The 22344-nt window shown below is 74.5% G+C and carries 22 protein-coding genes; 16 read left to right on the top strand and 6 right to left on the bottom strand.

Annotation, left to right across the window (positions count from 1 at the left end):
- Positions 1–50: 50 nt before the first annotated feature.
- From ACIQ87_RS34955 to ACIQ87_RS34990, 8 genes are all read left to right on the top strand, one after another.
- A complete protein-coding gene (locus ACIQ87_RS34955) occupies positions 51–3269 on the top strand; it encodes an SNF2-related protein (protein WP_402414984.1) in 3219 nt (1072 codons plus the stop codon).
- A complete protein-coding gene (locus tag ACIQ87_RS34960) occupies positions 3266–3466 on the top strand; it encodes a hypothetical protein (protein ID WP_402414987.1) in 201 nt (66 codons plus the stop codon). Before ACIQ87_RS34955 ends, ACIQ87_RS34960 begins: the two co-directional genes overlap by 4 nt.
- 41 nt (positions 3467–3507) lie before the next feature.
- Positions 3508–4494 carry an RNA polymerase sigma-70 factor gene (locus ACIQ87_RS34965; protein ID WP_402414989.1) on the top strand — a complete coding sequence of 329 codons (987 nt, stop codon included), beginning with the start codon at positions 3508–3510 and terminating at the stop codon, positions 4492–4494.
- 35 nt (positions 4495–4529) lie between these two features.
- Complete coding sequence (locus tag ACIQ87_RS34970; protein WP_402414992.1) at positions 4530–5627, top strand: MerR family transcriptional regulator; 1098 nt, start codon at positions 4530–4532, stop codon at positions 5625–5627.
- 116 nt (positions 5628–5743) lie between these two features.
- On the top strand, positions 5744–6547 hold the full coding sequence (locus ACIQ87_RS34975) for an alpha/beta fold hydrolase (protein ID WP_402414994.1): 804 nt from the start codon (positions 5744–5746) through the stop codon (positions 6545–6547).
- A 107-nt stretch (positions 6548–6654) separates the two neighbouring features.
- Positions 6655–7062 carry a helix-turn-helix domain-containing protein gene (locus ACIQ87_RS34980; RefSeq protein WP_392867915.1) on the top strand — a complete coding sequence of 136 codons (408 nt, stop codon included), beginning with the start codon at positions 6655–6657 and terminating at the stop codon, positions 7060–7062.
- A 2-nt stretch (positions 7063–7064) separates the two neighbouring features.
- Positions 7065–7580 carry a hypothetical protein gene (locus ACIQ87_RS34985; protein WP_402414997.1) on the top strand — a complete coding sequence of 172 codons (516 nt, stop codon included), beginning with the start codon at positions 7065–7067 and terminating at the stop codon, positions 7578–7580.
- A gap of 198 nt (positions 7581–7778) precedes the next feature.
- On the top strand, positions 7779–8048 hold the full coding sequence (locus ACIQ87_RS34990) for a DUF2516 family protein (protein WP_392868765.1): 270 nt from the start codon (positions 7779–7781) through the stop codon (positions 8046–8048).
- 125 nt (positions 8049–8173) lie between these two features.
- On the opposite strand, the gene ACIQ87_RS34995 is transcribed toward ACIQ87_RS34990, so the two are convergent.
- Positions 8174–9670, bottom strand: coding sequence for a PP2C family protein-serine/threonine phosphatase (locus ACIQ87_RS34995; RefSeq protein WP_402415000.1), 1497 nt, complete (start codon positions 9668–9670; stop codon positions 8174–8176).
- A gap of 234 nt (positions 9671–9904) precedes the next feature.
- On the opposite strand from ACIQ87_RS34995, the gene ACIQ87_RS35000 reads away from it, so the two are divergent.
- A complete protein-coding gene (locus tag ACIQ87_RS35000; protein WP_402415003.1) occupies positions 9905–10468 on the top strand; it encodes an O-acetyl-ADP-ribose deacetylase in 564 nt (187 codons plus the stop codon).
- Between the two features lie 249 nt (positions 10469–10717).
- Here ACIQ87_RS35000 and ACIQ87_RS35005 read toward each other — a convergent pair whose 3' ends face one another.
- The gene (locus ACIQ87_RS35005; RefSeq protein ID WP_402415006.1) at positions 10718–11551 is read right to left on the bottom strand and encodes a class I SAM-dependent methyltransferase; all 834 of its coding nucleotides are present in this window, start codon (positions 11549–11551) and stop codon (positions 10718–10720) included.
- Positions 11552–11765: 214 nt separating this feature from the next.
- Between ACIQ87_RS35005 and mshA the strand changes: the two genes are divergently transcribed.
- Together mshA and ACIQ87_RS35015 are read left to right on the top strand one after the other, a co-directional pair.
- A complete protein-coding gene (mshA, locus tag ACIQ87_RS35010) occupies positions 11766–13139 on the top strand; it encodes a D-inositol-3-phosphate glycosyltransferase (protein ID WP_402415009.1) in 1374 nt (457 codons plus the stop codon).
- A 71-nt stretch (positions 13140–13210) separates the two neighbouring features.
- The gene (locus ACIQ87_RS35015) at positions 13211–13807 is read left to right on the top strand and encodes a YbjN domain-containing protein (RefSeq protein WP_402415012.1); all 597 of its coding nucleotides are present in this window, start codon (positions 13211–13213) and stop codon (positions 13805–13807) included.
- A 9-nt stretch (positions 13808–13816) separates the two neighbouring features.
- Here ACIQ87_RS35015 and ACIQ87_RS35020 read toward each other — a convergent pair whose 3' ends face one another.
- The gene (locus tag ACIQ87_RS35020) at positions 13817–15106 is read right to left on the bottom strand and encodes an MDR family MFS transporter (protein ID WP_402415015.1); all 1290 of its coding nucleotides are present in this window, start codon (positions 15104–15106) and stop codon (positions 13817–13819) included.
- 149 nt (positions 15107–15255) lie between these two features.
- Between ACIQ87_RS35020 and ACIQ87_RS35025 the strand changes: the two genes are divergently transcribed.
- Entirely contained in the window at positions 15256–16014 is a 759-nt protein-coding gene (locus ACIQ87_RS35025) for a phosphoglyceromutase (RefSeq protein WP_402415017.1), read from the top strand.
- Positions 16015–16285: 271 nt separating this feature from the next.
- Positions 16286–16882, top strand: a complete 597-nt coding sequence (locus ACIQ87_RS35030; RefSeq protein WP_402415020.1) for a lytic polysaccharide monooxygenase — start codon at positions 16286–16288, stop codon at positions 16880–16882.
- 84 nt (positions 16883–16966) lie between these two features.
- On the opposite strand, the gene ACIQ87_RS35035 is transcribed toward ACIQ87_RS35030, so the two are convergent.
- A complete protein-coding gene (locus ACIQ87_RS35035; RefSeq protein WP_030288526.1) occupies positions 16967–17146 on the bottom strand; it encodes a hypothetical protein in 180 nt (59 codons plus the stop codon).
- A 192-nt stretch (positions 17147–17338) separates the two neighbouring features.
- Positions 17339–18028, bottom strand: coding sequence for a phosphate signaling complex protein PhoU (gene phoU / locus ACIQ87_RS35040; RefSeq protein WP_402415023.1), 690 nt, complete (start codon positions 18026–18028; stop codon positions 17339–17341).
- A 306-nt stretch (positions 18029–18334) separates the two neighbouring features.
- Here phoU and ACIQ87_RS35045 point away from each other — a divergent pair, with 306 nt between their 5' ends.
- Both ACIQ87_RS35045 and ACIQ87_RS35050 read left to right on the top strand, forming a co-directional pair.
- Complete coding sequence (locus ACIQ87_RS35045; protein WP_402415026.1) at positions 18335–19741, top strand: sensor histidine kinase; 1407 nt, start codon at positions 18335–18337, stop codon at positions 19739–19741.
- A 2-nt stretch (positions 19742–19743) separates the two neighbouring features.
- Positions 19744–20439, top strand: a complete 696-nt coding sequence (locus ACIQ87_RS35050; protein ID WP_188296603.1) for a response regulator — start codon at positions 19744–19746, stop codon at positions 20437–20439.
- 102 nt (positions 20440–20541) lie between these two features.
- Here ACIQ87_RS35050 and ACIQ87_RS35055 read toward each other — a convergent pair whose 3' ends face one another.
- Positions 20542–21192 carry a DUF461 domain-containing protein gene (locus ACIQ87_RS35055; RefSeq protein WP_402415029.1) on the bottom strand — a complete coding sequence of 217 codons (651 nt, stop codon included), beginning with the start codon at positions 21190–21192 and terminating at the stop codon, positions 20542–20544.
- Positions 21193–21619: 427 nt separating this feature from the next.
- On the opposite strand from ACIQ87_RS35055, the gene ACIQ87_RS35060 reads away from it, so the two are divergent.
- Positions 21620–22102 carry a CarD family transcriptional regulator gene (locus ACIQ87_RS35060; RefSeq protein ID WP_014136563.1) on the top strand — a complete coding sequence of 161 codons (483 nt, stop codon included), beginning with the start codon at positions 21620–21622 and terminating at the stop codon, positions 22100–22102.
- Positions 22103–22344: the final 242 nt, after the last annotated feature.

Here is a 22344-nt window from a genome sequence, read left to right on the forward strand (position 1 = left end):
CTCCCGGTTAGGCTGCGAAGGACGGTCCCAGCACGCCCGGAAGGCCCCCGATGTTCGTCCTGCACGCGCTCTGGCGGACGGACGGGCGGCTGGCGCTCTGGGCCGAGGACGCCCGCGCCCACCCGGGCGCCGCCGACCCGCGCCCCGACCGCCCCGCGCCGCGCGCCCACCCCTACGCCTGCCCGGCCGCCGAGCTGGCCGCCGTGCTCGGCGGCATCGGCCCGGGCCTCGGCTGGCTCGCCGGGCAGGCCCCCGAACGCTGGGCCACCCTGCTGCTGCCCACCGTCGGGGCCGTCCCCGCGCCCTCGCCCGACCTGTCGGTCACCCCGCCGCGCGGCGGTGCCGTGCTCACGCCCTGGCGGGTGCCGGCGCTGCTCTTCGACGCCGGGGCCGCCGCCCAGCTGCTCGGCGAGGTCTTCGACCCGGTCTGGGCCGTCACCGGCACCGACCTGCCAGGAGCCGGGCGGGTCGAGGTGGTTCACGGCCCCTCGCTGCGCTGGCTCACCGGGGTGCACGACCTCGCCTGGCGGACGGTCGGCCGGGGCCGGGTGCTGCCGATGCCCGTGGCCGCCGCCGACGGCCGGCCGCAGGCCCGGTGGCGGCCCGACCCCACCCCGGCCGGGCGCCACGAGGCCGCCGCCCTGGCCGCCGGCTGCCCGCCCGTCCTGCTGGGGGAGTGGCCGCACGGGCCCGGCAGCGGTGAGGCGCTGCTGGACGCCGCCCTGGGTGCGCTGGTGGACGCCGAGGCCCGCGCCGCACTGGCGGACACGCCCTTCCCGCCGCCCGGTGGGGCCGGGGCCGCCGCCGAACGGTGGCTGCACGCCCTCACCACCCCCGACGCCGGGTTCGACGGCGCCCCGCCCGAGGAGTTCGCCGAACTGCGCCGCCGGCTCGGCGCCTGGTACGCCGCCGCCGAGCCCGTCGATCCGGCACTGCGGCTCTGCTTCCGCCTGGTCGAGCCGCTCGGCCCCGACCCGGACGACCCCGAGGGCAGCCCCTCCGACGACGCCTGGCGGCTGGAGTTCCTGCTCCAGGCCGTGGACGAGCCCTCCCTGCTGGTCCGCGCCGCCGACCTGCTCGAAGGCGGCGCCGCCGAGGCCGCGCTCGCCCGCAAGGCCGCCGACCCGGTCGACGTCCTGGTCGCCGAACTCGCCCGCGCCGCCCACCGCTGGCCCGCCCTGGACGGGCTGCGCCACCGCTCCCGCCCGTCCGCCCTGCCGCTCGACCGGGCCGGCGCACTGGACTTCCTGCGCACCGCCGCGCCCGCCCTCGCCGAGGGCGGCTTCGGGGTGCTGCTGCCCGCCTGGTGGCGCCGCCGCCCCAGGCTCGGACTCGCCCTGCGCGCCACCACCCCGCCCGCGCCGGGCTCGCTCGCCGTCACCAGTCAGGTGGACCGGGACGCCGTGGTCGCCTTCCGCTGGCAGGCCGCGCTCGGCCCGGAGGAGAGCCCGCTCACCGAGCGGGAACTGGCCGAACTCGCCTCCGCCAAACAGGGGTTGGTCCGGCTGCGGGGCACCTGGCTGGAGGCCGACCCGGCCCAGATCGCCGCCGCCCTCGCCTTCCTCGCCGACCGGCGCGAGGGCGTGCTCGCCACCGGCGAGCTGCTGCGGCTCGCCCTGGACCCGGCGGCGACGGTCGCCGGGCTGCCGGTCACCTCGGTGCGCGCGGACGGCCCGCTCGGGGAACTGCTCGCCGGGCGGGCCGGTGCCGCCCCGGCGCCCGAGCTGCCGCCGGACTTCCGGGCCGAGCTGCGCCCGTACCAGGAGCGCGGGCTGGCCTGGCTGCGGACCATGTCCGGGCTCGGCCTCGGCGCCGTGCTGGCCGACGACATGGGCCTCGGCAAGACCGTCCAGACCCTCGCCCTGCTCGCCTCCGAGAAAGCCTCCGAGAAAGCCTCCGAGGAGGCCTCCGAGGAAGGCCCCGAGAAGGCCGCCGAGGTTGGCTCCGAACGGGCCGCCGGGTCCGACGGGCCCGCCGGCCCGACCCTGCTGGTCTGCCCGATGTCCCTGGTCGGCAACTGGCAGCGTGAGGCCGAGCGCTTCGCCCCCGGCCTGCGGCGGTACGTCCACCACGGCGCCGGCCGCCTCGGCGCGGAGCGACTCGCCGCAGCCGTACGGGGCGTGGACCTGGTCATCACCACCTACGGGCTGGTCCAGCGCGACCTCGCGGCCCTGCGCGCGATCCGCTGGCGCCGGGTGGTCGCCGACGAGGCCCAGCACATCAAGAACACCGGCACCGCGCAGTCCAGGGCGATCCGCTCGCTGCCCGTCACCCGGCACCGGATCGCCCTCACCGGCACCCCGGTGGAGAACCGGCTGTCCGACCTGCACGCCGTCCTGGACTTCGCCAACCCCGGCCTGCTCGGCCCGGCCGAGCGCTTCAAGGAGCGCTACGCGATCCCGGTCGAGCTGCACCGCAGCCCCGAACGCACCGCCGAACTCCGGCGCCGCACCGCCCCGTTCGTGCTCCGCCGGGTCAAGTCCGACCCGGCGGTGGCGGCCGAGCTGCCGGCCAAGCAGGAGATGACCGTCTGGTGCAACCTCACCGCCGAGCAGGCCGGCCTCTACCAGGCCGTGGTTGCCGACCTGCTGCGGCGGGTCGAGGGCATCCGGGGCGTGGAGCGGCGCGGCACCGTGCTGGCCGCGATCGGCAAGCTCAAGCAGGTCTGCAACCACCCGGCCCAACTGCTGCACGACGGCTCGGCGGTGGCCGGGCGCTCGGGCAAGGTCGCCCGGCTGGCCGAACTGCTGGAGGAGGCGCTGGCCGAGGGCGACCGGACGCTGGTCTTCACCCAGTACGCCGAGTTCGGCGCGATGCTCCGCCCGTACCTGCGGCGCCGGCTCGGCGAGGAGGTGCTCTACCTGCACGGCGGGCTGTCGCGGGCACGCCGCGAGGAGCTGGTCGAGCGCTTCCAGTCCCCGGACGGGCCGAGGGTGTTCCTGCTCTCGCTGCGGGCCGGCGGCACCGGACTCAACCTGACCGCCGCCAACCAGGTGATCCACCTGGACCGTTGGTGGAACCCGGCGGTCGAGGAGCAGGCCACCGACCGCGCCTTCCGGATCGGCCAGCGCCGGGACGTCCAGGTCCGCCGGCTGGTCTGTGTCGGCACCGTCGAGGAGCGGATCGACGAACTGCTCACCGCCAAGCGCTCGTTGGCCGAGACGGTGGTGGGGGAGGGGGAGCGCTGGCTCACCGACCTGCCGGTCGATGCGCTGCGCGAACTGGTAGCCCTCACCCGGGAGGACGCCGTGGCCGAGGAGGACGCGTGACCGACGAACCCAGACCGCCCGTGGTCAACGTCGCCGCCTACTGGCGCGGCGACTTCACCCTGCACCCCGCCCCGGCGGAGGACGAGGACGGCCCGGACGAGCCCTCGCTGCGCCGCCTCGGCCGCTCCGGCATCACCGTGCACGGCCGCGACCTCGCCACCGTGCTCGGCCCCGCCTACGAGGCCTTCCGGAGCTGAGTGCCCGAGCACCGTGGCTACCGTGCGGTAACGTCGCGAGGGTGACCGACACCCACGAGACCGGCACCCGGCTGGCCGACTTCGAGCGGCACCGGCGGATGGTCTTCGGCATCGCCTACCGGATGCTCGGCAGCGTCGCCGACGCCGAGGACCTGGTCCAGGACACCTGGCTGCGCTGGAGCGGCGTCGCCGGCCCGGTCGCCGGCCCCGGCGGCTTCCTGGCCCGTACGGTCACCAACCTCGCGCTCAACAAGCTGGACTCGGCCGCCGTCCGCCGCGAGTCCTACGTCGGCCCCTGGCTGCCCGAACCGCTGGTCACCGAGCCGGACGCGACCGACGGCGTCGAGCGGGCCGAGACCGTCTCACTCGCCCTGCTGGTGGTGCTGGAGAGCCTGTCCCCGCTGGAGCGGGCGGTGTTCGTGCTCAAGGAGGCCTTCGGCTTCTCCTACCAGGAGATCGCCGAGGCCGTGGGCCGCACCGAGGCCGCCTGCCGCCAGCTCGGCAGCCGAGCCCGGGCGCACGTGCGCGCCGGCCGGCCGCGCTACGACGCACCGCCCGAGCTGCGCCGCCGCGCCACCGACGAGTTCCTGGCGGCCTGTGCCGGCGGCGACCTCAACCGGATGCTGGAACTGCTCGCCCCCGACGTCACCGGCTGGACGGACGGCGGCGGGGTGATCCGCGCCGCGCTGCGGCCGATCAACGGTGCCGAGAACGTCGCCCGCTTCGTCCTCGGGGTGCTCGGCCGGCTCGGCGAGGGGGCCGGTGCCCGGCCGGTCCTGGTCAACGGGGATCCCGGTGTGCTGATCACCGTGGACGGCGCCGTCGACTCCGTCTCGGTGTTCGAGTTCGCCGAGCAGCCGGACGGCACCGTGCGGATCGCCGAGATCCGCGGCGTCCGCAACCCGGCCAAGCTGGCCCATCTCGCCGGCCCCGCCCCCGTCTCTCCCGCCCCCGTCCCTCCCGTCCCCGTCCCTCCCGCTCCCGACGGCGACCGGGGCGACGCCCCCGACCGGCCCGGCCCGGCTTGACCCTCGACCAGGTCGAGCCCGCAGAGTCACCGGGCATGGAGAGCGAGCTGCACAGCATCGGCGAACTGGCCCGCGCCAGCGGCCTGGGCGTCGGCACCCTGCGCTACTACGACGGCGCCGAGGTGCTCACCCCGGCCTGGGTCGATCCGCAGACCGGCTACCGCTGGTACCGGCCCGGCCAGCTCGCCGACGCCCGGCTGCTGTCCCGGCTGCGCCGGGTCGGCCTGCCGCTGGCCGGCATCCGCGCCGTGCTCGGCGCCGCACCCGGCGGCGGCGAGGCCCGGCGGGTGCTCGACACGCACCTGCGACGGCTGGAGGACGGCCTCGCCGACGCCCGCCGCGAGCTCTCCCTGATCCACGCGATGATCGACCAGAGGGAGCAGCCGATGACCACCACCCCCGCCGCACTCCGGCTCACCGTCCCGGCCGAGGGCCTCATGGCCGCCCTGGACGCGGTCCGCTTCGCGGTCTGCGGTGACCCGGAGCTGCCCTCGCTCGCCGGGGTGCTCTTCGAGCCGGACGGCCCGGTGCTGCGCCTGGTCGCCACCGACCGCTACCGGATGGCCCTCGCCGAGGTGGCCGCCACCGGTGGGACGCCCGAGCGGCCGGTGGCCGGCACGGTCGTCCCGACCGCGCTGGTGGACGCGCTGCGCGCGCTGCTCGGCGCCGGACCGGCGGACGTGGTGCTCACCCTCGGCGGGGGATCGGTCCGGGCCGAGGTCGGGGAACACCGGATCGAGGGCGCCGCGCCGGACCTCGACTACCCCGACCACCGGGCCGTCACCCGGCTCGAACCGGAGCACCGGATCACCCAGTCCGCCGCCGAACTGCGCGCCGCCGTCGCGGCCGGCGCCACCCGCACCCTGCCCTCCGGCCCGGACGGCGCCGACTGCGAGGTCACCGTCCTGACCCTGACCGGGGACGGCCGCCTGACCGTCGCCGACGACCCGGTGTCCGAGGGCTACCGACTGGCCGTCAACCGGGACTTCCTGCTCGACGCCCTCGACGCCGGGCGGCCCGAACAGCTGCTCCTCGAACTCGGCGGCCCGATCGCCCCGTTGGCCGTCCGCACCCCCGGCCGGGCGGGCACCTTCTCCGTCCTGATGCCCATCCGGCTGCCCGAGACGTCCTGACCGTCCGAGGCCCGGGGCGTCCTGACCGTCCGAGGCCCGGCGCCCTGCCCCCGGCCCCGCGACCGCCCGGGCCGCCTGGCCGGATCGCCTGACGGGGGCTCTGGAATGATCACCGCATGAGCCGGAACATCGAACCCCCCGTCACCGAGGTCCACGTCCCCGCCCCCGGCGGCGGCCTGCTGTGGGCGGAGCGCCGCGGCTCCGGCAGCCCGGTGGTGCTGCTGCACGGCTCCGGCATGGACTCCCGGCTGTGGGACGCCGTCGTCCCGGAGCTGTCCCGGCACCACGACGTGATCCGCTACGACGCCCGCGGCCTCGGCCGCTCCAGCGCGCCGGAGCAGGTCTTCGACGACATGGCGGACCTGGGCGCCGTCCTGGACCACTTCGGTCTGCGCAGTGCCGCGCTGGTCGGCCTGAGCATGGGCGGGGAGACCGCACTGGACTTCGCCCTGGCCCACCCCGACCGGGTCGCCGCGCTCGGGCTGGTCGGCGCCTCGGTGAGCGGCCACGACTGGCCGCCGTCCCCGGAGACCACCGCCTACACCGAGGCCCGGCGGCGCGGCGACGCGGCGGCGCTGGCCGAGCTGGAGCTCTCCGTCTGGGCGGCCATGGGTCGCACCGCACCGGGCGGCGAGCTGATCGCGACGATGGTCGAGGAGAACGCGGCCCGCCGGATCGTCAGCGAGCACCACCTCGCCGGCGCCCCGGCCCGGGCGGCCGAGCCGGTCCTCGGCACCGTCACCGCGCCCACCCTGGTCGTCCACGGCGACCACGACCACCCGGAGATCGCGGCGATCGCCCGGCGGCTCGCCGCCGACATCCCCGGCGCCCGCGGCCACCTCGTCCCGGACGCCGACCACTACCTCCCGCTGCGCACCCCCGAACGGCTCACCGAACTCCTCCTCACCCACCTGGCGTAACGCCCCGGCCCCCACGGGCCGGTCCGAGGGCCCGGCCCCGCCCCGGCGCGTTTGCTGCCGCTAGCACCCTGCTTGCATTTGCAAGCAGGGTGCTGCAGGCTGTCCGCATGGCCTCACTGAACGTCGGCTCGCTGGGCGAGTACATCCGCGAGCAGCGCCGCAACGCCCAGTACTCGCTGCGGCAGCTGGCGGAGGCCGCCGGCGTGTCCAACCCGTACCTCAGCCAGATCGAGCGCGGGCTGCGCAAGCCGAGCGCGGAGATCCTCCAGCAGATCGCCAAGGCGCTGCGGATCTCCGCGGAGACGCTGTACGTCCAGGCCGGGATCCTGGAGGAGCGGCGGGGCGAGGGCCTGGAGCTCAGGGCCTCGATCCTGGCCGATCCGCTGATCAACGAGCAGCAGAAGCAGGCGCTGCTCGCGGTCTACGACGCCTTCCTCAAGGAGAACGCCGCGTCGGTTCCCACCCCGACGGCCGACGGCGCCGCCACCCAGAACACCCACCGGGAGGACCGGTAACCATGCCCATCACCGATGAGATCAAGAAGACCCTCGGCGACCCGACCCCGCTGTACGCCCTGGCCGGCGCCGGGGACCTCGCCTACGAGAAGCTGCGCGAGGTGCCGGGCCGGGTCGAGGCGCTGGCGGCGGACCGCAAGGGCGCGCAGGAGATGGCCACCGCCAGGCTCCAGGAGGCGCAGTCGCTGCTGACCGGGGCGCAGGCCAGGGTCACCGAGACCGTCACCACCCTGCCGACGGACCTCAGGGCGCTGCAGGAGCGGGCCCAGGGCTTCGCCCTGCAGCAGGTGGCCCGCGCGGTCGAGCTGGCCGTGAAGGCCAAGGAGACGTACGACGAGTTGGCCGAGCGCGGCAAGGTCGTGGTGGACAAGGCCCGCCCCGCCGCGTCGGACGAGGCCGAGCGGGTCGAGCTGACCGTCGAGCGGGTCGAGGCCGAGCCGGTGGCGGAGAGCGACGACGCGCCCGCCCCGAAGAAGTCCGCCCGGGCCCGCAAGGACGCCGCTGACGCCACGGAGTGACCTCGTGCCCCGCGGGGCACAACCGGTGACCGTGGGACGTTGACCCCGTTGCGGACGGTCGCCGTGCCAGGATGGGCGGCGGTCGCATCGCCGGAGTCGAGAGCAGAGGAGATCGAAATGGTCGGAGTGTTTCAGATTCTGGCCTTTTCCTACCTGAACCCGATCTGGTGGGCGACCATCGCCATCCTGGCCTACAAGATGTTCGCCCTGGTGGACGCGGCCACGCGCCGGGAGGACGCCTACCGGGCCGCCGACAAGAAGACCAAGGGCTTCTGGGTGGCGATCCTGGCGATCTCCTTCGGTTGGGACTTCCTGTTCGGGGTGAACTTCTTCACCGGCATCGGCACCCTGGCCGGCCTGGTCGCCTCGATCGTCTACGTGGTGGACGTCCGCCCGGCGATCCGGGCGCTGACCGGGGGCGGCGGCCGGGGCGGCCGGAGCAACACCGGCCCGTACGGCCCCTGGTAGGCCCTACGACGGACAACGCGACGGCCCGGGCGGGGAGTTCACCCGCCCGGGCCGTCGCGTTCGCGCCTACACCTCCGCGCCCGCGTCTCGGCGCCTACACCTCGGCGCCCGCGCCTTCGAGCCCGTCAGCCGAGGATCAGCTGCACCGGATTGCGCTCCAGCAGCAGCACCGCGACGTCGTCGGTCAGCGCGCCGCCGTTCAGCTCCTCGACCTCGGCGATGGCGCTGTCGACCAGCCGCCCCCGGGTCAGCCCGGCGGCCTGGTGGTCGCCGACCAGGTCCGCCAGCCCGTCCTGGCCCAGCCGGCGCGACCCGGCCCCGACCCGTCCCTCGATCAGCCCGTCGGTGTAGAGCAACAGCCGCCAGCCGGGCCGCAGTTCGAGCTCGTGGGCGGGCCAGGCGGCCTGCCCGTCGTGGCACGGCAGCAGGCCGAGCGCGGGCCCGGCGAGGTCGGCGGGCAGGGTGATCGGGGCGTGGTCCCGGCCGAGCAGCAGCGGCGTCGGGTGCCCGGCGAGGTAGAGCCGGGCCCGCTCGGCGGCGCCGAGCGAGTCGAGGTCGCTGCCGACCCCGCCGGGCTCGATGACCAGCATGCAGAGCGTCGCGAAGATCTCGTCGCTGCGCCGTTCGTGCTCCAGCACGTGCTGGAGGGTGGTGAGCAGGGCCTCGCCGGTGAGGCCGGCGAAGACCAGGGTGCGCCACGCTATCCGGAGCGCGACGCCGAGCGCGGCCTCGTCCGGGCCGTGGCCGCAGACGTCGCCGATCACGACGTGGACGGCGCCGTCGTCGGTGCGCACGGCGTCGTAGAAGTCGCCGCCGAGCAGCGCGCGGCGGCGGCCGGGGCGGTAGCGCCGGGTGAAGGAGAGTCCGGCGCCGTCGAGCAGCGGGGTGGGCAGCAGGTGGCGCTGGAGGCGGGCGTTCTCCTGGCCGCGCAACTCGGCCTCGACCAGGCGGCGCTGGGACTCGTCGGCGCGCTTGCGCTCGACGGCGTAGCGCAGGGCGCGGGCGAGCAGCGGGCCGTCCGTCTCGTGCTTGAGCAGGAAGTCCTGGGCGCCGGCCGCGACGGCGGCGGCGCCGAGTTCGGCCCCGGCGGCGTCGGTGAGCACCACGACCGGGGTGTGCGGGGCCCGGCGGAGCAGTTCGTGCAGGCCCTCCAGCCCGTCCGAGGAGTCGGACGGGTGCGGCAGGTCGGCGGCCGCGGCGAGGTCGAGCAGCACGCAGCCGAACTCGGGGGTGCGGGAGCGGCCGCGCCGGGCCCAGGGCGCGGGCGGGGCGAGCAGTTCGGTGGCCTGGTCCAGGCCGCGGGCCCAGTGGATCTCGATCGAGGTGCCGCTGTCGGCCACCGCGGCCTTGATCAGCTGGGCGTCCGAGTCGTCGTCCTCGATGACCAGCAGCCGCAGCGGCGTGCCGTCGGCCGGTCCGTCCGCGGTCGACGGGCCGGCCGGGTCGGAGACGTGGGACGGGTGGGAGGCGTGCGCGGCCCGCGAGCGGGGGTGGGGTATCGGGGGAGCCGTCGTGGCCGGTGCGATCGTGGCGCGACTGCGGGCATGACCGACGGGGGCGCCGTCATGGGCGCCCGGCAGGTCCGCGGCACCAGGTGCCCGCCCGTCTCCCGTTGCGGGCATCGGTGGTTCCTCCCTTTCCCCGACTGCGTAACGGCCGGCGTCCGTCCGCAGTGCCCGCCTGGCACCGCGCGTCGGGGAACTTCTCGCGACCATAACGTGATCTCCGGGGATTTCTCTGGCCGACCGGCGCCGTTGTGGCTATTGCCACGCCGGTGGCGGTGTGGTGACTGGGCGAGGACGGCGAATCGGCCCCGGCCCGGCGGGAGCCGGGCGGCCGGGGGAGAGGAACGGGCGATGACGATGCGGATCACTCTGGCGAAGGGTGACATCACGGAACAGGCGGTGGACGTGGTGGTGAACGCCGCCAACTCGTCCCTGCTGGGCGGTGGCGGGGTGGACGGAGCGATCCACCGCAAGGGCGGGCCGCAGATCCTGGAGGAGTGCCGCAGGCTGCGGGCCTCGCACTGGGGCAAGGGGCTGGCCACCGGTCGGGCGGTGGCGACGACGGCCGGGCGGCTGCCGGCCCGGTGGGTGGTGCACACCGTCGGGCCGGTGTACCGGGCGGAGGAGTACGAGGAGCGGGCGGGGCTGCTGGCCTCCTGCTATCGGGAGTCGCTGCGCACCGCGGCGGTGCTGGGCGCGCGCACGGTGGCCTTCCCGGCGGTGTCGGCCGGGATCTACGGCTGGCCGCCGGCGGACGCGGCCCGGATCGCGCTCGGCACCGTCGCGGAGGTGCTGGACGGCGGTGACGCGCGGTCGGGGGCGGAGCTGGCCGAGGTGCGGTTCGTGCTGTTCGGGTCGGAGATGTACGAGGTGTTCGAGCGGGCTCGGAGGGAGCTGTCCGAGCGGGACGGCTGACGGTGGGGCGTGGCGCGTACGGCGTGGGGCGTGGTGCCGACCGAGCGGCGTGTGGTGTCGCCGCCCGGCCGGGACCATCGTGGCGTGCCGGGGCGTCAACACGCCATAGGTATTCGATAACTCGTTCGAGTGAATGCGTCGGATCGCTCACCAGATCCGGCGTGCACCGACCTTCCGCGCGCTCCCGGGCCCGTCGTGAACTCCCGGGTCTTCACCGCGCTCGCGGCTCCCCGGTCGGTCGGCCGACCGCTACGGCGCGAGCGCCGTCCAGGGCACCGTGACCTCGCCCTGCCGCCACCGGCCGCGCGCGTCCACCAGCGGCCAGCTGCCCGAGAGCGCCGCGCAGGCCGCCGCCCAGCGCTGCCGCGCCCCGAACGCCCCGTACGGCGCGGCCGCCGCCCAGGCCCGGTCGAAGTCGGTCAGGAAGGCGTGCACCGGCCGCCCCGGCACGTTGTGGTGGATCAGCGCCTTCGGCAGCCGCTCGGCCAGGTCGGAGGGCTGGCCGAGGCCGCCCAGCCGGGCCGCGAAGGTCACCGTCCGGGGCCCCTCCGGGCCGAGCGCGACCCAGACGTGCCGCCGCCCGACCTCGTCGCAGGTGCCCTCGACCAGCAGCCCGTCCGGGGCGAGCCGCGCGCACAGCCGCTCCCACACCCCGGCCACCGCCGACTCCTCGTACTGCCGCAGCACGTTGGCGGCCCGGATCAGCTGGGCCGGCGCGCCGCCGTCCAGCGGCACCTCGAAGCCCCCGCGCCGGAAGGTGAGCAGCGGGGGCTCGGCGTACGGCAACGCGGCGGCGACCCGCTCCGGTTCGATCTCGATCCCGACCACCCGGACGTCCGGCCGCACCGTGCGCAGCCGCCCGGCCAGCTCGACGGCGGTCCACGGCGCGGCCCCGTAACCGAGGTCCACCGCGACCGGCGGGCGCTCGGCGGCGCGCAGCGCTCGGCCCAGGGCGTGGGCGATCCAGCGGTCCATCCGGCGCAGCCGGTTGGTGTTGGTGGTGCCCCGGGTGACCGTTCCCACCGGGCGTCCGGTCCGTCCGCGGGCGGGCGCGGCGGGAGCGGGGTCGAAGGAGGCAGCCATGCCCAGAAGGGTAGTCGGGCCGCCGGGGCGACCACGCTGACCTGCGGTGATGGGGGCCGGTCCGGCCGGTGGGCGGCGGCGGGAATGCCGGGCGCGGTCCGTGTGGTTGGCACACTGGTGGTGATGTGTGCCCAGGACGGGGCAGCGCACACCGGACAACGGGCGGCCCGGCGCGGGCGGCCTAGACGGGCCGCACAGAGGAGGCTTCAGCCAGGTGATCCAGCACCCCGTCCGTTCGGTACGCCGTGCCCAGTCCGCCGCCCCCGCGCGCGGCAGGCTCCAGTCGCTCGTCCCCGGCCGCCGCCGCCCGCGCCGGATAGCCATGCTGAGCGTCCACACCTCGCCGCTGCACCAGCCCGGCACCGGGGACGCCGGCGGGATGAACGTCTACATCGTCGAGCTGGCCAAGCGCCTGGCCGACCTCGACATCGAGGTCGAGGTGTTCACCCGGTCGATCTGCTCGGACGACGCGCCGACGGTCGAGCTGGCCCCGGGCGTGCTGGTGCGGCACGTCACCGCCGGGCCGTACGAGGGCTTGGTCAAGGAGGACCTGCCGGCCCAGCTGTGCGCCTTCACCCACGGGGTGCTGCGGACGGAGGCGGGCCACCGCCCCGGCCACTACGACCTGGTGCACTCGCACTACTGGCTCTCCGGGCAGGTCGGCTGGCTGGCCGCGCAGCGCTGGGGGGTGCCGCTGGTGCACACCATGCACACCATGGCGAAGGTCAAGAACGCCGCGCTGGCCGTGGGCGACACGCCCGAGCCCGCGGCCCGGGTGATCGGGGAGACCCAGGTGGTGGAGGCGGCCGACCGGCTGATCGCCAACACCACCGAGGAGGCCGCCGAGCTGGCCCGGCACTACAGCGCCCGGCCGGACCAGCTGGCCGTCGTCCACCCCGGGGTCAACCTGGACGTCTTCCGCCCCGGCGGGCCGCGGACGTCCGCCGCCGCGCGGGCCCGGCTGGGCCTGCCGCAGGACGCCGCGGTGCTGCTGTTCGCGGGCCGGATCCAGCCGCTGAAGGCCCCGGACGTGCTGCTGCGCGCGGTCGCCGCGCTGCTGGCCCGCCGCCCGGAGCTGCGCGAGCGCCTGGTGGTGCCGGTGGTCGGCGGTCCGTCCGGCACCGGGCTGGCCCGGCCGGAGAGCCTGCACAAGCTCGCCGCCCAGCTGGGCATCTGCGACGTGGTGCGGTTCCACCCGCCGGTCGGCCAGCCGCAGCTCGCGGACTGGTACCGCGCGGCGACGGCGCTGGTGATGCCCTCGTACAGCGAGTCCTTCGGGCTGGTCGCGCTGGAGGCGCAGGCCTGCGGCACCCCGGTGGTGGCGGCCGCGGTCGGCGGCCTGCCGGTCGCGGTGCGGGACGGCGAGACCGGCACCCTGGTGCAGGGTCACGACCCGCTGGACTGGTCGTACGCGCTGGAGCCGTACGTCACCGACCGGGGCCTGGTGGCGCGGCGCGGCGCGGCGGCGGCCCGGCACGCGGCCGCCTTCGGCTGGGACACCGCCGCGGCGACCACCGCCGAGGTCTACGCCGGCAGCATGGCCCGCCCGGGCGGCCGGTTCGCCGGGGCCCGGCAGCGCCTGGCCTGAGGCCGCGAGCGTGTGAGGCCGCGAGCGTCAGGGGCTGCGCGTGCCCGGTACCGGCGAGTAACGTCACCCCCATGGCAATCCGCACCAAGGACGAGGCCCTGACCCTCCTGCGCACCGCCCTGGACGACGCCGGGGTGGCCTGGGAGCCGGCCGCCGCCGACCCGTACACGCTGGTGGCGGCCCTCCCCGGCACCCGGAAGCTGAGCACCGCCTGCGCCCTGCGGGTCGGCGACCACACCCTCTCGGTGAACGCCTTCGTGATCCGCCGCCCGGACGAGAACCACGAGGCCGTCTACCGCTGGCTGCTGGAGCGCAACACCCGGATGTACGGCGTCGGGTACGCGATCGACGCGCTCGGCGACGTCTACCTGGCCGGCCGGCTGCCGCTGGAGGCGCTCACCCCGCTGGTCGTGGACCGGCTGCTCGGGACGGTGCTGGAGAACGCCGACGAGCCGTTCGACACCCTGCTGGAGCTGGGCTTCGCCACGGCGATCCGGCGGGAGTGGGAGTGGCGGACCAAGCGCGGGGAGTCCACCCGCAACCTGGCCGCCTTCGCCCACCTGGCCGCCCCCGCCCCCGGTCCCGAAGCCCCCGTCGCCGGGACCGAAGCCCCGGACGCCGTGACCGGCACCCCCGCGTCCGGGACCGACGCCCCGGACGCCGGCTGACCGGTCCGCTCAGGCGCCCGCCGGAGCCTTCTCCGGCTCCGCCGCGGGTGCCGTGACCTCCGTCGCCACGGGCCGGCGGCGCCCCACCGCGCCCGTCCGGCGGGCCAGCACCAGGTACCCGGCCGCGGTGGCCGTCCCGACCGCCCCGCAGGTCGTCCAGAGCACCACCGGCCCGGCGTGCTGGAGCAGCAGCCCGCCGCCCGCCGGGCCGAGGAACGAGGCGAGCGACCAGGAGAGGCTGAACACCCCCTGGTAGCGGCCGCGGCCGTGGGCCGGCGCCAGCTCGGCGACCAGGCCCATCATCACCGGCATGTTGAGGATCTCGCCGACCGTCCAGACCGCCACCGAGAGCGCGAACAGCCAGGCCGAGGACCCGGCCACCGCGGCCAGCCCGAAGCCCCAGCCGGTGAGCAGACAGCTGGCGATCAGCAGCCCGGTCCGCGAGCGGCCCTGCATCCACCGGGTGAGCGGGATCTGGAGGACCACGATCAGCAGCCCGTTCAGGCCGATGACCAGGCCGTACTCGGTGGAGGTGATCCCGGCCGCGCCCATGTCCACGGCCAGCGTGGTGCTGCCCTGCTGGAAGACCAGGGCGAGCATCAGGGTCAGCCCGACCAGCGCCATGAACGGGGCGTCCCGGAACACCGAGAGCAGACTGATCCGGGGTTCGGCGGAGTCCGCCGACTGCTCGGGAGCGACCTGTGGCCTGGTCTCCGGGATCCGGACGAAGATCACCAGCGCGCAGACCAGGGTGGAGAACGCGTCCAGCAGGAAGAGCGTGAGGTACCCGTGGGTGGCGATCAGACCGGCCAGGGCTGCCGAGAGGCCGAAGCCGATGTTGACCGCCCAGTAGTTCAGCGAGTACGCGCGGACCCGGTCCTCGGGCGGCACCAGGTCGGCGATGACGGCCGAGGTGGGCGGCCGGGTGGCGTTGTTGAACAGGCCCACCAGGAAGGCCACCACGGCGATCGCCACCTGGCCGTCCGTGAAGCCGAGCACGGTGGTGAACAGCGCGGTGCCGAGCTGGGCGCCCAGCAGCGTGGGGCGTCGCCCGATCCGGTCGGTCAGCACACCCGCGAGGAGTGCCGCGGCGGCCGAGCCGAGGCCGAACAGCGAGGCCACCAGGCCCGCGTAGGAGGCCGAATACCCCCGGTCCTTGGTTAGGTACATCGCCAGGAACGGAACGACGAACGCGCCCAGCTTGTTCACCAGGGTGCTCACCCAGAGCCACCAGAACTGGCGCGGCAGCCCGCCCGCCGTCTCCTGGACCACTCTTCGGAACCGGGCGGTGACGAGCATGTGGGGGCTCCCGAGGCAGGTGTCCGCTGAGCGGCGCGGGCAGGCCCGGTCAGCCGACGGATGTAAGTGTCAGATGCGCTGAGCACACATTACACAGCGGTCGTAGGTCCCCACCAGGGGTTTTCCGGCCCCCCACTAAGCTGGGGGCCATGGCTGACACGACGTACCGACTCATCCTGCTCCGCCACGGCGAGAGCCAGTGGAACCAGAAGAACCTGTTCACCGGTTGGGTCGATGTCGACCTCAACGAGAAGGGCGAGAAGGAGGCCGCCCGCGGTGGCGAGCTCCTGGCCGCCGAGGGCCTGCTCCCCGACGTGCTGCACACCTCGCTGCTGCGCCGCGCCATCCGTACGTCGCAGATCGCCCTGGACAAGGCCGACCGGCACTGGATCCCGGTCAGCCGCAGCTGGCGGCTGAACGAGCGCCACTACGGCGCGCTCCAGGGTAAGGACAAGGCCCAGACCCTGGCCGAGTTCGGCGAGGAGCAGTTCCAGCTGTGGCGCCGCTCGTACGACACCCCGCCGCCGGCGCTGGCCGACGACGCCGAGTACTCGCAGGCCGGTGACGCCCGCTACGCCGAGATCCCGAGCGAGCTGCGTCCGCGCACCGAGTGCCTGAAGGACGTCGTCGAGCGGATGCTCCCGTACTGGTACGACGCCATCGTCCCGGACCTCGCCGCCGGCAAGACCGTCCTGGTCACCGCCCACGGCAACAGCCTGCGCGCGCTGGTCAAGCACCTCGACGGCATCTCCGACGAGGCCATCGCCGGCCTGAACATCCCGACCGGCATCCCGCTGGTGTACGAGCTGGACGCCGACTTCAAGCCCGTCACCCCGGGCGGCCGCTACCTCGACCCGGACGCCGCCGCGGCCGCGATCGAGGCGGTCAAGAACCAGGGCAAGAAGTAGACCACTTGCCGTTACGGCCCCGCCGCCCGGGCAGACCGGGTGGCGGGGCCTTCGTTCGTTTTCGGTCGGTTCGAGGCCAACCCGATTGCCTGGCAAGGGAGTTGGGTAGTCGGCAAAGTGGTTCAGACCATTGACGGGCTCAGCCGGCGGCTCCTACCGTGAGGTCACCGGGCCGGCGCAGGCATGCCAGGATCCCCATCCGGCCGCCGCACCCCCAACGCGCGCGTCTGCGCCCCGGCGCACACTCCATCCACCCCCACGGAGGAGCACCATGCGCACACGCCACATCGTCGCGGCGGCCGTCGCCGCGCTGGCGATCCCGTTGACCCTCGCCTTCCCGGCCTCGTCCCACGGCTGGATCTCGACCCCGCCCAGCCGCGCCGCGCTCTGCGACACCCACGTCGACGGCGTCCCGTGGGACTGCGGCGACATCCAGTGGGAGCCGCAGAGCGTCGAGGGCCCCAAGGGCTTCCCGGCCCTCGGCCCCTCGGACGGCACCATCTGCGCCGGCGGCAACGCGCGCTTCGCCGAGCTGGACGACCCCCACGCGGGCGCCTGGCCGACCACCCCGGTGACGGCGGGCCGGCAGCTCACCTTCACCTGGACGTTCACCGCCCGGCACGCGACCACGGACTTCCGGTACTACATGACCAAGCCGGGCTACGACGCGAGCCGGCCGGTCACCCGGGCCAACCTGGACCTGACGCCCTTCCTGACCGTCCCGTACGGCGGGGTGCAGGTGCCGAGCACGCTCAGCCACACCGCGACCATCCCGGGCGGCCGCACCGGGCACCAGGTGGTCGTCGCGGTCTGGACGATCGCCGACACCGGGAACGCCTTCTACTCCTGCACCGACGTCGGGTTCTGACCCCGCGAGGGGACGGCGACACGAGCGAGGTGCACGGCCGCCGGAAGACCGTGCACCTCGGGGACTCCACGCGCGGCGGGCCGCTCAGTGGCCACCGCAGCAGCCGCCGTCGGCGCCGCCGCACTGGCAGGGCGCACCGGACTGGCAGCCGCAGCCGCAGCCCGGGCCGCAGCCGCAGCCGGCGGCGAGGACGGGGAGCAGCTTCGGGGCGGGTGGCTCGACGGTGTCGTGGGCGGTTGCCGGTCGGGTCGGGTTGGCCTTCATCGAGCTTCCCTCCTAAGGACGGGCGCACTCCTGTGCCCCCACCGTCGAGTGAAACCGCGAACGGAGGGGACGTCAACGGGCGCGCAGTGGTGGGGCGCACGGAGGACCGTGCGCCCGCACCACCCTCGTCACGGGTTTACTCCCGGGGTGAGCCGGGGCACCCACGGTGCCCGCCGGTACCGGGACCGGCGGTCAGTCGACCGGCACGGCCTCGGCGGCCTCGGTGGCGGCCACGAACTCGGCCACGTGCTCGCCCGTCACCAGGTACACCACGCGCTTGGCGACCGACACCGCGTGGTCCGCGAAGCGCTCGTAGTAGCGGCCGACCAGGGTGATGTCGACGGCGGTCTCGATGCCGTGGTGCCAGCGCTCGTCGATCAGGTGCGACAGCAGCTCGCGGTGCAGCGAGTCGATCGCGTCGTCGTCCTGCTCCATCTCCAGGGCCTTGTCGACGTCCTTGGTGGCTATGACCAGGCCGGCCTTGGCCACCAGGCGCTGGGCGAGCTGGCCCATCTCCAGGACGGTGGAGTGCAGGTCGCCCGGCACCGCGGTGTCGGGGTAGCGCATCCGCGCGACCTTGGCGACGTGCCGGGCGAGGTCGCCGCAGCGCTCCAGGTCGGCGCTCATCCGCAGCGAGGTGACGACGATGCGCAGGTCGGTGGCGACCGGCTGCTGGCGGGCGAGGAGGTCGATGGCCCGGTTCTCCAGCTCGTGGTGGAGGTCGTTGACCTTCTCGTCGGCGGCGATCACGCTCTCCGCCAGCGCCAGGTCCGCGTCGAGGAGGGCGGTGGTGGCCCGGCCCATCGCCGATCCGACCAGCCGGGCCATCTCGACCAGGCTGTCGCCGATCGCATCGAGTTCCTCGTGGTACGCGTCGCGCATGTTCTCTCCTCAGTAGCTGTGTCGGTGGCGGTGCCGACCGGCCGGCCCGTCCGACCGTCGTTCCGGCGTCCGGGTGACCGCTGCTGGTGGCGCGCATCGTACGCGCGCACCCGAGCCGGCGTGCGCTGTTCGGCACACCGATCTCTCCCACACGGGCTGCCTGGCCAACTTTCCGCCGCCAGGGCGACGGTGCACGGCCGCTCCGGTGAATCGGCGGCTACTTGAAGGTGAATTCTCGGCAACGTGTGGTCGATGCCTTGATCCCACGCATGGGGAGTGCCCTGGCCGTGCGCTTACGCTGGCCACATGGACGTGAACGTGGCCGCCGCCGCTGCCTGTGCCATAGCCGGGCTCGGCGTCGGCCTCACCGCCTCCATCGCCTTCCGCTGGAGCGAGCGCGAGCAGGCCAAGGGCAGGTACAGCGGAACCGGCGGCAGGAACCCCGGCCGGTACCAGTCCCTGGGCACCGGCAACCCCGAGCCGCCGCTGCCGCCCGGGGTCGACACCGTACTCTCCGTGCTCCGCTCCTGCGCGATCGTGCTGGGCGAGGGCGACGAGGTGGTCAAGGCCAGCTCGGCGGCGTACGCGATGGGCCTGGTGCGCGGTGGCGCCGTCGCCGTGGACCAGATGCTCTCGCTGGCCCGCTCCACCCGCCGGGACGGCGAGATCCGCCAGGTCGAGCTGGAGGTGCCCCGGCCGGGCGCGGCCCGCGCGGCGGAGCCGCTCGCGGTCTCCGTCCGGGTGGCCCCGCTGGGCTCCCGGCTGGTGCTGGTGCTGGTCGAGGACCAGACCGAGCGGCGCCGGGTGGAGGCCGTCCGCCGGGACTTCGTGGCCAACGTCAGCCACGAGCTCAAGACCCCGGTCGGCGCCCTGTCGCTGCTCTCCGAGGCGGTCGTCGACGCGTCCGACGACCCGGAGGCGGTGCAGCGCTTCGCCGGCCGCATGCAGGTCGAGGCGGCCCGGCTGGCCAGCCTGGTCCAGGAGATCATCGACCTCTCCCGGGTCCAGGACGACCGGCTGATGGTCGACCCGGAGCCGGTCGCGGTGGACGAGCTGATCGCCGAGGCGATCGACCGCTGCCGCCAGCAGGCCGCCGCCAAGCAGATCCTGATCGCGGCGGGCGGCATCGCCGGCCTCTACCTGCACGGCAACCGCGGCCAGCTCGCCGCCGCGCTCGGCAACCTGGTCGAGAACGCCGTCAACTACAGTCCGCCCCGCACCCGGGTGGCCATCGCCACCCGCCGGATCTCCAGCGCCGCGGCGCTCGGGGAGGCGGACGGCGAGCTCATCGAGATCTCGGTCACCGACCAGGGCATCGGCATCTCCGAGAAGGACCGCGAGCGGGTCTTCGAGCGGTTCTACCGCGTCGACCCCGCCCGCTCCCGGGCGACCGGCGGCACCGGCCTGGGCCTGTCCATCGTCAAGCACGTCGCGGCCTCGCACGGCGGCACCGTCTCGGTGTGGAGCGTCGAGGGCCAGGGTTCGACCTTCACCGTCCGCCTGCCCGCCGGGCGGGCCCCGGTGGAGGACGAGCCCGACGACGAGTTCGACGACGAGTTCGACGACGGGACCGACCACGCGCCGCGCGGCGACCACGCCGGACCCGCCGCACCCCCGACCCTCACCACGGACCGTACGGCCCGTTCGCTCCCCGCCGGGGAGCGGGAACAACACCTGTCAGACACAACCCCTCAGCTTGCCCCGGAGGCCTGATCGTGACCCGAGTACTGGTGGTCGAGGACGAGGAGTCGTTCAGCGACGCCCTCTCGTACATGCTCCGCAAGGAGGGCTTCGAGGTGGCCGTCGCCGCCACCGGCCCCGACGCCCTGGAGCAGTTCGAACGCAACGGTGCCGACCTCGTCCTGCTCGACCTGATGCTGCCGGGCCTGCCCGGCACGGAGGTCTGCCGCCAGCTCCGGGTGCGTTCCAACGTCCCGGTGATCATGGTGACGGCCAAGGACAGCGAGATCGACAAGGTCGTCGGTCTGGAGATAGGCGCTGACGACTACGTCACCAAGCCGTACTCCACCCGCGAGCTGGTCGCCCGGATCCGCGCGGTGCTGCGCCGCCGCGGCGAGGACGGCGGCGCGGGGGACAACGGCAGCGGCCCGGGCGCCCTCGAGGCGGGCCCGGTCCGGATGGACGTCGACCGCCACGTGGTGACGGTGGACGGCGCCAAGGTCGACCTGCCGCTCAAGGAGTTCGACCTGCTGGAGATGCTGCTGCGCAACGCGGGCCGGGTGCTCACCCGGATGCAGCTGATCGACCGGGTGTGGGGTGCGGACTACGTCGGCGACACCAAGACCCTGGACGTCCACGTGAAGCGCCTGCGGGCCAAGATCGAGCCGGACCCGGGCGCGCCGCGCTACCTGGTCACCGTCCGCGGCCTGGGCTACAAGTTCGAGCCGTAAACCGCCCCGACCACGCGGAAGGCCCCCTCCGGCAGCAGCCGGAGGGGGCCTTCGCGTCGCTCCGGCGGGCCCGGGCGGGCCCGCCGGGGGCGGAGCGCGGCGTCAGTGCGCGGCCGGGACGGCCGGGGCGGTGGTGCCGGCCGGGACGGCACCACCGGTGGCCGACGCGCCCGGGGTGGTGCCGGCGGCCGGGGTGGTGGCCTTGGCGGGGGTGGCGGTCGGCGACGGGGTCGGACCGTAACCCTGGTAGAGGCCGTTCCCGTGCTCGCCCGAGTCCGGGCTCACGGCGGCCTGGGCCTCGACCTTCTGGCCGTCCTTGAAGGTGAAGACGGTCGGGGCGAAGCCGCCGACCTGGACGGTCGCGGAGGCGGCGGTGGCGGTCGGGTTGCCCTGACCGCCGATCGCCACGGCTCCGCCGGCCGGGACGACGATGCCGGACAGCGGCGCACCGGCGGCGTCCGAGAAGGTGGCAGCGGCACCGCCGACGGTGACGGACTGGAGCTCGGCCGGGATGTCCGCGGTGTTCGCGATGTTCACGACCACGTTCGCGGGACCGGTGTGGTCGCCGACGGCACCCTGGCCGGTGACGACCACGATGTTGTTCAGTCGGAGGTGCGTTCCGACGGTCGCCGCCGCGTTGTCCGGCTTGATCTGCAGGGTGTCCGGCGTGTTGCCGGCGGCGCAGGAGGACAGCGAGGCGATGGCGATGGCGGCGATGGCGGCGATGCTGCCGCGTCGAAGGCTGCGGCTCACGGCGGCGGCTTCTCCTAGGTCACGTGTCGGTAGGTCAGGTCTCAGATTATCGACCTCGCTTATGCGCTCCTCACGGGGTGGTCCCCGTGTCGCACTCCCGGGGCTCGCCGGGGCCCGTCCGGCGGTACGGTCGACATGTTCGGGTCACGTGACGGACAAGCTTCGACCAAGATCGAATAACGATTCGGCGGCGACCCGGAAAGGGGTGAAAGCTCAAGATCCAATCACGGTTGCAGGGGTGTTGCGCAAGGGTTTCGCCGAACCCCGGAACCGCCTCCGACCTGCGGGAAGCCCCTCTCGAACACTGGTCGCAGCACGTCATGGGGGTCCTTGTCAAGCCCCGAGACCGGCCCTGACCTGCGAAAACGCCCTTCGGGTGTGCCGAGAAGCGTGTTAAGCTGGAAAGCCACGGAAGGGGTCCTGTCACATGACGTTCAAGGTTGGCGACACGGTGGTCTACCCCCATCACGGGGCCGCGCTGATCGAGGCCATCGAAACTCGCCAGATCAAAGGTGTGGACAAGACCTACCTGGTGCTCAAGGTGCAGCAGGGAGACCTGACGCTCCGCGTGCCCGCCGAGAACGCGGAGTTCGTCGGCGTGCGCGATGTAGTCGGCCAGGAGGGTCTGGACCGGGTCTTCGAGGTGCTGCGGGCGCCGTACACGGAAGAGCCGACCAACTGGTCCCGTCGCTACAAGGCGAACCTGGAGAAGCTCGCCTCGGGCGACGTCATCAAGGTCGCCGAGGTCGTCCGCGACCTGTGGCGTCGCGAGCGCGAGCGCGGCCTCTCGGCCGGCGAGAAGCGGATGCTCGCGAAGGCGCGCCAGATCCTCGTCAGCGAGCTCGCGCTGGCGGAGAACACCAACGAGGACAAGGCGGAGACGCTGCTCGACGAGGTCCTCGCCTCGTAGCGCACGCCACCGCAGTGCGGTCGGGCTGCCGCCCAACGCTCACAGCGCCCGGTGCCGGCGCGCCACTCCGCGAACGAACCGTTCGCGAGTGGTGCAGTGGCACTTCGGGCGCTGAGGCATGTCCGGACCACGCCACCCGCCCCAGCCGGCCCAGGCCTGCAAGAGCGTTTCTGCACCCGCTGTCGTGCGGAGCTTGCGGAGCTGTGCGGCGGGCGGTGGACCATGGTTCTTCGGAAGGGGCC

This window comes from Kitasatospora sp. NPDC096204, assembly GCF_044763205.1.
Lineage (GTDB): Bacteria > Actinomycetota > Actinomycetes > Streptomycetales > Streptomycetaceae > Kitasatospora.

Excerpts from the sequence above, each read along its gene's own strand:
- ACIQ87_RS35060 (WP_014136563.1), top strand. The coding sequence starts at position 21,620 with ATGACGTTCAAGGTTGGCGACACGGTGGTCTACCCCCATCACGGGGCC.
- ACIQ87_RS35000 (WP_402415003.1), top strand. The coding sequence starts at position 9,905 with ATGACGATGCGGATCACTCTGGCGAAGGGTGACATCACGGAACAGGCG.
- ACIQ87_RS34955 (WP_402414984.1), top strand. The coding sequence starts at position 51 with ATGTTCGTCCTGCACGCGCTCTGGCGGACGGACGGGCGGCTGGCGCTC.
- ACIQ87_RS34970 (WP_402414992.1), top strand. The coding sequence starts at position 4,530 with ATGGAGAGCGAGCTGCACAGCATCGGCGAACTGGCCCGCGCCAGCGGC.
- ACIQ87_RS34985 (WP_402414997.1), top strand. The coding sequence starts at position 7,065 with ATGCCCATCACCGATGAGATCAAGAAGACCCTCGGCGACCCGACCCCG.
- ACIQ87_RS34975 (WP_402414994.1), top strand. The coding sequence starts at position 5,744 with ATGAGCCGGAACATCGAACCCCCCGTCACCGAGGTCCACGTCCCCGCC.
- ACIQ87_RS35045 (WP_402415026.1), top strand. The coding sequence starts at position 18,335 with ATGGACGTGAACGTGGCCGCCGCCGCTGCCTGTGCCATAGCCGGGCTC.
- ACIQ87_RS34980 (WP_392867915.1), top strand. The coding sequence starts at position 6,655 with ATGGCCTCACTGAACGTCGGCTCGCTGGGCGAGTACATCCGCGAGCAG.
- ACIQ87_RS35035 (WP_030288526.1), bottom strand. The coding sequence starts at position 17,146 with ATGAAGGCCAACCCGACCCGACCGGCAACCGCCCACGACACCGTCGAG.
- ACIQ87_RS35025 (WP_402415017.1), top strand. The coding sequence starts at position 15,256 with ATGGCTGACACGACGTACCGACTCATCCTGCTCCGCCACGGCGAGAGC.
- ACIQ87_RS34990 (WP_392868765.1), top strand. The coding sequence starts at position 7,779 with ATGTTCGCCCTGGTGGACGCGGCCACGCGCCGGGAGGACGCCTACCGG.
- ACIQ87_RS35015 (WP_402415012.1), top strand. The coding sequence starts at position 13,211 with ATGGCAATCCGCACCAAGGACGAGGCCCTGACCCTCCTGCGCACCGCC.
- ACIQ87_RS34995 (WP_402415000.1), bottom strand. The coding sequence starts at position 9,670 with ATGCCCGCAACGGGAGACGGGCGGGCACCTGGTGCCGCGGACCTGCCG.
- phoU (WP_402415023.1), bottom strand. The coding sequence starts at position 18,028 with ATGCGCGACGCGTACCACGAGGAACTCGATGCGATCGGCGACAGCCTG.
- ACIQ87_RS35030 (WP_402415020.1), top strand. The coding sequence starts at position 16,286 with ATGCGCACACGCCACATCGTCGCGGCGGCCGTCGCCGCGCTGGCGATC.
- ACIQ87_RS35020 (WP_402415015.1), bottom strand. The coding sequence starts at position 15,106 with ATGCTCGTCACCGCCCGGTTCCGAAGAGTGGTCCAGGAGACGGCGGGC.
- ACIQ87_RS35005 (WP_402415006.1), bottom strand. The coding sequence starts at position 11,551 with ATGGCTGCCTCCTTCGACCCCGCTCCCGCCGCGCCCGCCCGCGGACGG.